This is a genomic window from Sphingopyxis sp., from assembly GCF_025869345.1.
In the GTDB taxonomy this organism is placed as follows: Bacteria; Pseudomonadota; Alphaproteobacteria; order Sphingomonadales; family Sphingomonadaceae; genus Sphingopyxis.
The window spans coordinates 1-10,317 of sequence record NZ_JAOZVW010000057.1; the positions used below are offsets into that span (position 1 = coordinate 1).

The following is a 10,317-nucleotide window of genomic DNA, read 5'->3' on the forward strand; positions in this document are numbered from 1 at the left end:
CGAAAGCGGGAACCCAGAGCGTGCGTCGGCTGACCCCACACTGGGTTCCCGCTTTTGCGGGAATGACGAAGACAGGGGAGTTCGGCCCTCACTCTCCAAATTGCTTCGGGCGCCGCCTAAAGCATATATTTCATCTTGATCGACTGCCGCATGTCGCCCGTCACCGCGAAACTCGCCGATTTGAAGCTCGGCGGACCGACCGTGATCGCCGGGTTGCGCGAAAAGCCGAAGCCTTCCTTGGGCAGGAAGATCGCGACGTCCATCTTGTTGTTGCCGTTCTCGTCGTGGACGACCGCGATCGCGTAGGTGCCAACCGCTGGCGCGTGGATCAGGAAATCGCCCGCGTCGGCGGTCTTCACCGCCATGCGCACCGACGCCTTGTCCTTGCTGCAATCGGGAAAGGCTTTGGGATTGGTCGTCAGGCAGACGAGTATCTGCCCCTTGGCATTGCGCAGCCCGGTGATGCTGACCTCAACCGTCGGCGGGGCGCTCGCGGCCGTCAGCAGCAGCGGCAAAAGCGCCAAGCCCGATATCCGTGCCGCACGCCTTGTCCCAGAAACGGAAATAGAGGCCATAATTTCCCCGATAGGCCGCGTGATGCGCCTCGTGATGCGTCGCGGTTATCAGCCATCGCCCCGCCGGTCCATGGACCAGCGCGCGCGGAAACATCTCCCACCCCATATGGTTGCCGACGCCCATCACCGTCATGATCGTCAGCACCAGCCCCAGCACCGCGACATGGATCGGGATGAAAAATACCAGCGCCGGAATGACGATCGCGCCGCTGATCGCCTCGACGGGGTGAAAGCTCATCGCCGCCCACGCAGTCGGCGGACGGCTTTGGTGATGGACCGCGTGCGCGATGCGGAACAGCCACGGCCGGTGCATCAGCCGATGCGTCCAATAGAACCAGGCGTCGTGGATCAGCAGATAGGCGAAGAGGCTGGCGGGCAGATACCAGAGCGGAAAGGCGTGGATATCGCTGTAGATGCGCGTCCAGCCGTGCGCCTGCCATCCCCAGGCGACGATGCCCGCGGGCGCGCCGTAGATCGCGGCGCTGGCCAGGCTCCAGCCGATCTCGCGCCGCATCTGGGCCTCGAGCCCGCGATAGAGGCCGGGATGCTTCAGCCGCGTGGCGAAGGCGAAAGCGCCGCTGCTGATAAGATAGCGCCCCCCGACGATCGCCGTCATTGCAAGCGCCGACAGCGCGATGGCGGCGGCGGCGCTCATTCGGGCGGCGGGCTGGCGGCGCCTGCGCCGAGCGCGCGCTGCATTAAGACCGTATCGAGCCAGCGCCCATGCTTCCATCCGCTCGCGTCGAGCCGGCCGGCAAGGGCGAAGCCGCAGCGCGCGTGAAGCGCGACCGACGCGGGTTCGGCGCCGCCGATCACCGCGATCATCGTGCGAAAGCCGGTCGCCTCCGCCGCCATCAGCAGGGCTTCGAGCAGCGCGCGGCCGATCCCGCGCCCCTGATGCGCGGGATCGATATAGATGCTGTCCTCGCACGTCCAGGCATAGGCCGGGCGGTCGCGGAACTGGCTGGCATAGGCATAACCCGCGATCGCGCCGTCGGCGCCGCGCGCGACCAGAAAGGGCCAGCCCTTCGCCCGATGCTCGGAAATCAGCCCCGCGGTGGCGAGCGCGCTGCGCGGTTCGATGTCATAGGTCGCGGTGCCGTGCGCGACATGATAGGCATAGATGGCGGCCACCGGCTTCGCATCGTCAGGCGTCGCGGGGGTGATGGTAAAGGCGGGCGCGTCGGGCATGGGGCGCGTTTTGCCGGAAGCGAATCCGCTTGTCACCTTCGCTCGGGGCAGGGCGGCGGCGTAGTTTGATTTTGAAGAACCCGATTTCCTTGCTCGTCACCCCGGACTTGATCCGGGGTCCCGCTCTGCAACGTGGAAAAGCGGGACCCCGGATCAAGTCCGGGGTGACGAAAAGGCAAAATCACGGCTTGCCATTCAAACCATGTCACCGCCCTGGGGGGATTGGCCTTTTCGGAGGAACCCGTGCGCAAGGCCCGCTTCCCCCGCTTCCCCCGGTCCGCTAGGCATGGCGCATGATCCCGCCCGAACCCGTTTCCTGCGACATCGCCATCGTCGGCGGCGGGCTTGCGGGCGGGCTTGCGGCGCTGGCGCTGGCGCGGCGGCGGCCCGGCCTCGACGTCCGGCTGATCGAGCCCGGCGCGGTCGGCGGCAATCATGTCTGGTCCTTCTTCGACGCCGACGTTGCGGCCCGCGACCGCTGGCTGGTCGAACCGCTGATCGGCCACCACTGGGACGGCTATGCCGTCGCTTTCCCCGCCTATCGGCGCGATCTTTCGATGGCCTATAACAGCATCACCGGCGAAGCGCTCGCCGAAGCGGTCGCCGCGGCGCTGCCCGCCGGACGGCTGATCGCCAAGTCGGCGATCCTGCTCGCGCCGCAGGCGGTCGGCTTCGACGACGGCACCCGGCTCGGCGCGCGCCATGTCATCGACGCGCGCGGGGTCGGCGACCTCATCGGTATCGATTGCGGCTGGCAGAAATTTGTCGGGCAGGCGCTGCGGATCGAGGGCGGGCACGGGCTCCCGCGGCCGGTCGTGATGGACGCGACGGTCGAACAGATCGGCGGCTATCGCTTCGTCTATTGCCTGCCGTTCGATGCGGAGACCGTCTTCGTCGAGGACACATATTACAGCGACGACGCGGCGCTCGACGTCGCGGCGGTGCGCGACCGGATCGCGACCTATGCGGACGCGCGCGGCTGGCCTGTCACCGGCGTCGAGCGCGAGGAGACGGGATGGCTGCCCGTGGTGATGGCGGGCGATTTCGACACGCTCTGGCCCGAAGACGACGGCGTCGCGCGGATCGGGGTGCGGGCAGGGCGTTTCCACGCGACCACCGGCTATTCGCTCGCTGAGGCGGTGCGGAGCGCGGCGGCGCTTCCGGTGCTGGTCGACCGGCCCGATCTCGCGGCGGTGCTGCGCCGCGAGGCGGCCGCGGTGTGGCGGCGCCAGCGCTTCTACCGGATGCTCGGCGCGATGCTGTTCCGCGCCGCGGCGCCCGCGGAGCGCTATCGCATCTTCGAGCGCTTCTACCGTCTCTCTCCCGGTCTGATCGCGCGCTTTTACGCCGGGGCGTCGACCGCAGGGGACAAGCTGCGCATCCTGTCGGGCAAGCCGCCGGTGCCGGTCGGAAAAGCGCTTGCCGCGCTGGCGAAGCTGGATTGGCGATGACGCGTGCGATCGTCATCGGCGCGGGCTTCGGCGGGCTCGCGCTCGCGATCCGGCTCCAGTCGGCGGGCGTCGCAACGACGATCGTCGAGGCGCGCGACAAGCCCGGCGGGCGCGCCTGGCATTGGACCCGCGACGGCTTCACCTTCGACGCCGGGCCGACGGTGATCACCGATCCGCCGTGCCTGCGCGAGCTTTGGGCGCTGAGCGGGCAGGACATGGCGCGCGACGTCGACCTGATGCCGGTGATGCCCTTCTACCGGCTCGACTGGCCCGACGGCTCGCGCTTCGACTATGCGAACGACGAGGCCGCGCTCCGCGCCGAAATCGCGAAGCTGAACCCTGCCGACGTCGCGGGCTACGAACGCTTCCTGAGCTATTCGCGCGGGGTCTACGAGCAGGGCTATGTGAAGCTCGGCGCGGTCGCTTTCCTCGACTTCGCGTCGATGGTCCGTGCGGCGCCCGCGCTGATGAAATATCGGGCATGGCGCAGCGTCTATGCGGTCGTTTCCTCCTATGTGAAGGACGAAAGGCTGCGGCAGGCGCTGTCGTTCCACACCTTGCTCGTCGGCGGCAATCCGATGACGACGAGCGCCATCTATGCGCTGATCCACACGATCGAGAAGCAAGGCGGCGTCTGGTGGGCGCGCGGCGGGACCAATGCGCTGGTGGCGGGGATGGTGCGACTGTTCGAGCGGCTGGGCGGCACTTTGCGCCTCGGCGATCCCGTGACGGCGATCGAGACGGCGGGCGACCGCGCGACGGGGGTCGCAACGGCTGGCGGCTGGCAAGGCGAGGCCGATATGGTGGCGTGCAACGGCGACCTGATGCACAGTTATCGCGACCTGCTCGCCGGGCACCCGCGCGGGGCCAGAGTCGCGCGCGGCCTTGCGCGGAGGCGCTGGTCGCCCTCGCTGTTCGTCGTCCATTTCGGGGTGAAGGGCGATTATCCCGGCATCGCGCATCACAGCATATTGTTCGGTCCGCGCTACAAGGGACTGCTGCGCGACATATACGGCGGCGTCGTGCCCGAGGACTTCTCGCTCTACCTGCATCATCCGAGCGCGACCGATCGCAGCATGGCGCTCGAAGGCCATGCGACCTTTTACGCACTCGCCCCCGTCGCGCATCTCGGCAAGGCGCAGGCCGATTGGGACGGCGCGTTCGGCGCGCGCTTCGCCGATGCGATATTGGAGGAGGTCGAGCGCCGCGTCCTGCCGGGCCTCCGCGCCCATCTCGTCACCCGCTTCCATTATACGCCCGCCGATTTCGGCCGCGACCTGTCGGCGCATCTCGGCAGCGCCTTCAGCCTCGAACCCCTGCTGCGGCAGAGCGCGTATTTTCGCGCGCATAATCGCGACGACCGGATTTCGAATCTTTACTTCGTCGGCGCGGGGACGCATCCCGGTGCGGGGATTCCGGGGGTGGTCGGAAGCGCGAAGGCGACGGCGACGCTGATGCTGGAAAGCCGCTAGCCCTTTACTTTCCCATCATTCCCGCGAAGGCGGGAATCCAGCTGGACCCCCGCCTTCGCGGGGGCGACGAACAGGAACAGAGTGACGAGATGAAACGCCTTGCCGTCTATTGCGGGTCCGCGACCCCCGACGATCCGATCTATATCGAAACCGCGCGCCACGTCGGTCGCACGCTCGCGACGCGCGGCATCGGCGTCGTCTATGGCGGCGGCCGGCTCGGACTGATGGGCGCGGTCGCCGACAGTGCGCTGGAGGCGGGCGGCGAGGTGATCGGGGTGATCCCCGATGCGCTCGTCGGGACCGAGGTCGCGCACCGCGGCGTCACCGAACTCCATGTCGTTTCGGGGATGCACGAGCGCAAGAAGATGTTCACCGACCTCAGCGACGGTTTCCTCACCATCCCCGGCGGCGTCGGCACGATGGACGAATTATGGGAAGCGATCAGCTGGGCGCAGCTCGGCTATCATGCGAAGCCCGTGGGCTTGCTCAACGCGGCGGGCTTCTACAACGACCTGATCGCCTTCAATCGCCGCATGATCGAGGTCGGCTTCATCCGCCCCGCGCACGCCGGGATCATGATCGTCGACGCCGGGCTCGACGAACTGCTCGACAAGATGGCGGCCTATCAGCCGCACGAACCGATCTTCGCGATGAAGGCCGACGATCTGTAATGACCGATGCGGGGGGCTATGACGCACAGGCCCTGCACGGCTTTGCGCACGACAGCATCGCGAAGGGCTCGAAGAGTTTCGCGCTCGCCAGCCGGCTGTTCGACCGCGTCACCCGCGAGCGCGTGTGGCTGCTCTATGCCTGGTGCCGCGCCGCCGACGACCTGACCGACGGGCAGGACCATGGCGGCGCGATGGTGCCGGGGCACGATGCCACGGCCACGATCTCGACGATCCGCGCGCTGACCGACCGCGCCTATGCCGGCGAACCCACGGGCGATCCCGCCTTCGACGCGCTCGGTCTGCTGCTGACGGAGGTCGATATACCGCGTGCAGTCATCGACGACATCATCGCTGGCTTCGAACTCGACGCTGACGATTGGCGGCCGCGCAGCGAGACCGATCTGCTCCGCTATTGCTATCATGTCGCGGGCGCGGTGGGGGTCGCGATGGCGCTGGTGATGGGAATCGACCCCAGGGACGAGACGACGCTCGATCGCGCGTCGGACCTCGGCATGTCCTTCCAGCTCGCCAATATCGCGCGCGACATTGCCGAGGACGCGGCGGCCGACCGCTGCTACCTGCCGGTCGAATGGATGGTCGAGCTCGACATTCCGCCCGGACAGCACATGCACCCCGCCTTTCGCCCGCGCCTTGCGGTGATGGCGAAATGGCTGTCGGAGATGGCGGCGGATTACGAGGCGTCGGCGCGCTGGGGCGCGCGCAAGCTCGGCCCGCGCAGCCGCTGGGCGGTGCTCGCGGCGGCGGGCATCTATGGCGACATCGTGCGCGAGGTCAGGGCGCGCGGCGACCATGCCTGGGATCACCGCGCTGCGACCTCGCTTCCCGCCAAGCTCGGCTGGACCCTGCGCGCCGGCTGGTCGGTGCTCCGCCGCCCGCCGCAGCGGCGGATCAGCCGCGACGGGCTGTGGACGCGGCCGCGCCATGAGGAGGCGCCGGCATGAGCCAGATCGAGTGGCTGGCGGCGGCGCTCGTGCTGATCAACGTCGCGCTCGTCGCGCTGCGCAGCGTCTGGAACTATCCCTTCGCCCTCGTCGCGGTGACGCTCTACGCCTTCGTCTTCTATGAAGCGAAGCTCTACAGCGACATGTTGCTTCAGGGCTTTTTCCTCGTGCTCAACCTCTACGGCCTGTTCGCCTGGGTCCGCGCGCGGCAGGACAGCGGCATTCCCGTCGGCTGGCTGAACACGCGCGCGCGCTGGGTCTGGGGCGGCGCGACGGTCGCCGCGTGGGTCGGCTGGAGCGCCGCGATGCATCGCTATACCGACGCGGCGGCGCCGTGGATCGACGGCGCGATCGCGATGGCCAGCATCACCGCGCAATGGCTGCTCGCGCGCCGCCGCGTCGAAAGCTGGTTCCTCTGGATCTTCGTCGACCTGATCGCGGTGCCCCTGTTCGCGTGGCGCGGCCTCTATGCGACCAGCGCGGTCTATGTCGTGCTGCTCGGCCTGTCGATCGACGGGCTGATCCAGTGGCGCCGCGCCGCCGCGGCGGGGGCGGCGCCCGCATGACCCGCCACCTCTGCCTCCACGGCGCCGAAAGCACCGGCAAGTCGACGCTCGCGCCGCGCCTTGCCGCGCGCCTCGGCGCGCCGGTCGTCCCCGAATATGGCCGCACCTGGGCCGAGGCGAACGGCACCGAGTTCGACGAGGCCGCGTTGCTCGCGATTTTCCACGGCCATGTCGCGGCGACCGAGGCGGCGCTGGCGCAAAAGCCCGAATGGCTGGTCTCGGACACCGACCCGCTGATGACGCAGGCGTGGGCGATCATGCTGCTCGGCCGCCGCCTGCCCGAAATCGACGCGTGGACCGACACCGCCGACCTCTATCTCGTCCCCGCGATGGACCTGCCGTGGCAGGAGGACGGCACCCGCCTCTTCGGCAGCGACCTCGCGCGCCGCCAGTTCATGGACGTCGCGCTCGGCGAACTCGACCGGCGAAAGCTGCCGTGGGCGTGGGTCGAGGGGGACGGCGACGCGCGGCTGGCAAGCGCGCTGGCGGCGGTGAAGGCGGCGGGGCTGACGTAATAGGAGGACGGCTGAGGGCCGGCTTTGGGGCGGTAAACCGCCATGGAAACGCTGATCTACAGAAAGCGGAGGAGGGAATACGAATGAGGATTGCGGCGTCCATATCTGTGCTCGCCCTTGCGGGCTGTTCCGCGACCGGCGATCCGAGCGAAGCAGGTGAACTAAGCTGCCGCCAATATCTGACGGACGTGGGCTACGGCGTCATAGACGGTGACGCTGAAAAGAGGCGAGTGATGAATAGGCTGGGGGTTCCCGCCGAAGAGCAAGTACAATTCTGCGTCGGGCGATTGTCAAAGCCGGGCGGAGGCGTCTGCTACTTGGCTGTGCCCACGGATGACAGGACGGATGGAGATTACACCGATTGCCCCGTTGTGGAGCGGTTGTAGTGAATGGCCTCGTCTCCATAATGCCCGCTTCCGCCCGCTACCCGCCATTCACCCCGCATAGGCATCGCGCAATTCGCGCTTCAGCACCTTGCCGATTGCGCTGCGTGGCAGTTCCTGCACCACCTTGATCGCGCTCAGCCGCTGGGTCTTGCCGACCTTGGCGTTGCAGTCGGCGCGCACCGCTTCGGCGTCGGCGCTATCCCTCAGCACGACGAACGCCACCGGCGTCTCGCCCCATTCCTCGCTCGGCATCCCGACGACGGTCGCTTCGACGACGCGCTCGTCGGCGTTCAATATCGCTTCGAGGTCGCTCGGAAAGATGTTGAAGCCGCCCGAGATGATCATGTCCTTGGCGCGGTCCATCAGGGTCAGGAAGCCGTCCTCGTCGATGCGGCCGATGTCGCCGTGGCGGTAGAAGAGGTTTCCCTCGGCGTCGTGCCAGTGCATCGCCTTCGTCGCGTCGGGGCGGTTGTTGTAGCCGGTCATCATCGCCGGCGAGCGGCCGACGACTTCGCCGACCGATCCTTGCGGCAGCTCGTTGCCTTCTTCGTCGATCACCTTGGCGACATGGCCGGGCGCGGGCTTGCCGACGGTGTGGAGCTTGTCGGGGAATTGATGCGCCTCCAGGATGAACGCCGCGCCGCCCTCGGTCATGCCGTAGATTTCGACGAGCCCGCCGGGCCAGCGCTTCAGCACGTCGGCCTTGAGCGCGGCGGGGAAGGGCGCCGAGGTGCAATATTTCATGATGAAGCTCGACAGGTCGAAGCGCTCGAAATCTTCGAGCGCCATGATCCGCCGATATTGCACCGGCACCAGCATCGTGTTGGTCGCGCGCTCGCGCTCCGCGAGTTCGAGGAAGCCGCGCGCGTCGAACTTCTTCATCAGCACGACCTGCCCGCCCGATCCGACCGTGGGGAGGAAGCTCGCCATCGTCGTGTTCGAATAGAGCGGGGTCGACAGGATCGTCACCGCCTTCGGCCCATAGGCCGGAACCCCGCGCTGGATATGCTGCCAGCGCATCGCGTGGCTGTGGACGATGCCTTTCGGCGTGCCGGTGGTGCCCGACGAATAGATGATGTTGAACCCGTCGAGCGGATCGATGGCGACCGGCTCGGGCGCCGTGCCCGCGGGCGCCATCCACTCGTCCAGCGCCACGCCGACGCCGCTGCCGTCCATCGCGATACGGTCGCGCGCGGTGACGGTCTGCCCTTCGAGGCTCGCGGCCGCGGCGCTGTCGAGGAACAGGTGCCGCGCGCCGGTGTCGGCGATCATCGCCGCCATCTGTTCGCCGGTCGCGCTGTTGGTGATCAGGCCCGCGACCCCGCCGGCGCGCAGCGTGCCGAGGATCACCGCCATCTGTTCGACGCTGTTCAGCCCGGCGATCGCGGTGCGGTCGCCCTTGGCGAAGCCATCGGCCTGCAGCCGCGCCGCGATCCGGTCGATCGTTGCGTCCAGTTCGGACCAGCTCAGCCGCCGCGCCGGGTCGGCGGCGGCTATGGCATCGGGACGTTCGGCCGCATAAGCGCGGACGAGATCGGGCAGGGTGGCGAAGTCGGCTTCGAGCAAGGTGGCACTGGTCATGACCCGGGGTTAGCACAGCGGAGGCGCGGCGCAATGCCGCGCATGGCGGATCGGGGGAGACGCGAATGGAAGCGATCGGCACGGCGGCGGATGATGGCAGGGCGCCGCTGGTTGCCGTCTATCATCCGCTGCGCGACCGGGCTTTGTTCGATTCCGTAACGGCGGCGGGGCATCGCGCGCATATTCTGCCCGCGCCCACCGGCGGGCTCCGGCCCTGGCTCGATTGCTGCTTCGACCTTCTGGCGATCAATCCCTTTCTGGGCTGGCAGGAGCCGTCCGCGTTCGTCCGGCTCGCGCGCAGCATCGCCGGGCGCCGTCCGCTGCTTGTCCTGTCGGACCGCGATTCGCTCGATGACCGGATGACCGCGCTCACCGGCGGCGCCGACGATGCGGCCGGCTGGACCGACAATCTCCCTGAACTGCTCGCGCGTATCGCCAGCCTCATCCGCCGCAGCCGCCTCGCGGCGGGGCAACTCGGCGAAGGCGAGCTTCGCATCGACCTGATCGACCGGCGCGTCGAGCGCGCGGGGCGGCTGATCCGCCTGCCGCTGCGCGAGTTCGACCTGCTCGCCAACCTCGCGCGCGTTCCCGACCGGCCGCTGTCGCGCTCGGCGCTGCTCAAGGCGGTGTGGCGGATCGACTTCGACCCCGGAACCAACCGGGTCGAGGTGCATATGTCGCGGCTGCGCGCCAAGGTGGACCGCGATTTCGCCTGGCCGATGCTGCGCACGGTAAAGGGCCACGGCTATACGCTGCGCTCGCGGCCGGATTAGCGGGGCGAACGGCGGGAATCTTTCTCGCTATGGATGATTTCCCCACTTCGTCATTCCCGCGCAAGCGGGAACCCAGCGAAACGAACAACCAGCGCGGTAGCGCTGTATCCCAAGACCGCAGGTAACGCCCTTTCTTCTTCGCGCCTTTGCGCCTTTGCGTGAAACCAGAAAAAT

The 10,317-nt window shown here is 68.0% G+C and carries 11 protein-coding genes; 7 read left to right on the forward strand and 4 right to left on the reverse strand.

Annotated features, from left to right (window positions below; genetic code table 11):
* Positions 1-116: 116 nt before the first annotated feature.
* The 3 genes from OJI97_RS06275 to OJI97_RS06285 are packed head-to-tail and all read right to left on the reverse strand — an operon-like array spanning position 117 to position 1,766.
* Positions 117-524: a DUF2141 domain-containing protein gene (locus OJI97_RS06275; RefSeq protein ID WP_367184754.1), complete on the reverse strand. Its 408-nt coding sequence runs from the start codon at positions 522-524 to the stop codon at positions 117-119.
* A complete protein-coding gene (locus OJI97_RS06280; RefSeq protein WP_297662149.1) occupies positions 472-1,230 on the reverse strand; it encodes a sterol desaturase family protein in 759 nt (252 codons plus the stop codon). The genes OJI97_RS06275 and OJI97_RS06280 overlap by 53 nt, the downstream gene beginning before the upstream one ends.
* A complete protein-coding gene (locus tag OJI97_RS06285) occupies positions 1,227-1,766 on the reverse strand; it encodes a GNAT family N-acetyltransferase (RefSeq protein ID WP_297662151.1) in 540 nt (179 codons plus the stop codon). The genes OJI97_RS06280 and OJI97_RS06285 overlap by 4 nt, the downstream gene beginning before the upstream one ends.
* Before the next feature lie 293 nt (positions 1,767-2,059).
* Between OJI97_RS06285 and crtY the strand changes: the two genes are divergently transcribed.
* From crtY to OJI97_RS06315, 6 genes are all read left to right on the forward strand, one after another.
* Positions 2,060-3,217 carry a lycopene beta-cyclase CrtY gene (gene crtY, locus OJI97_RS06290; protein WP_297662153.1) on the forward strand — a complete coding sequence of 386 codons (1,158 nt, stop codon included), beginning with the start codon at positions 2,060-2,062 and terminating at the stop codon, positions 3,215-3,217.
* The gene (locus OJI97_RS06295) at positions 3,214-4,689 is read left to right on the forward strand and encodes a phytoene desaturase (RefSeq protein WP_297662155.1); all 1,476 of its coding nucleotides are present in this window, start codon (positions 3,214-3,216) and stop codon (positions 4,687-4,689) included. The genes crtY and OJI97_RS06295 overlap by 4 nt, the downstream gene beginning before the upstream one ends.
* An 89-nt stretch (positions 4,690-4,778) precedes the next feature.
* A complete protein-coding gene (locus OJI97_RS06300) occupies positions 4,779-5,360 on the forward strand; it encodes a TIGR00730 family Rossman fold protein (RefSeq protein ID WP_297662157.1) in 582 nt (193 codons plus the stop codon).
* Positions 5,360-6,322, forward strand: coding sequence for a phytoene/squalene synthase family protein (locus OJI97_RS06305; protein ID WP_297662159.1), 963 nt, complete (start codon positions 5,360-5,362; stop codon positions 6,320-6,322). The genes OJI97_RS06300 and OJI97_RS06305 overlap by 1 nt, the downstream gene beginning before the upstream one ends.
* A complete protein-coding gene (gene pnuC, locus OJI97_RS06310) occupies positions 6,319-6,888 on the forward strand; it encodes a nicotinamide riboside transporter PnuC (protein ID WP_297662161.1) in 570 nt (189 codons plus the stop codon). Before OJI97_RS06305 ends, pnuC begins: the two co-directional genes overlap by 4 nt.
* Entirely contained in the window at positions 6,885-7,403 is a 519-nt protein-coding gene (locus OJI97_RS06315) for an ATP-binding protein (protein WP_297662162.1), read from the forward strand. The genes pnuC and OJI97_RS06315 overlap by 4 nt, the downstream gene beginning before the upstream one ends.
* A gap of 434 nt (positions 7,404-7,837) precedes the next feature.
* Here OJI97_RS06315 and OJI97_RS06320 read toward each other — a convergent pair whose 3' ends face one another.
* Entirely contained in the window at positions 7,838-9,370 is a 1,533-nt protein-coding gene (locus OJI97_RS06320) for a class I adenylate-forming enzyme family protein (protein WP_297662165.1), read from the reverse strand.
* A 65-nt stretch (positions 9,371-9,435) separates the two neighbouring features.
* On the opposite strand from OJI97_RS06320, the gene OJI97_RS06325 reads away from it, so the two are divergent.
* Positions 9,436-10,143 (forward strand): response regulator transcription factor, encoded by a 708-nt coding sequence (locus tag OJI97_RS06325; RefSeq protein ID WP_297662166.1) that lies wholly within the window; start codon positions 9,436-9,438, stop codon positions 10,141-10,143.
* The last annotated feature ends 174 nt before the right edge of the window (positions 10,144-10,317 follow it).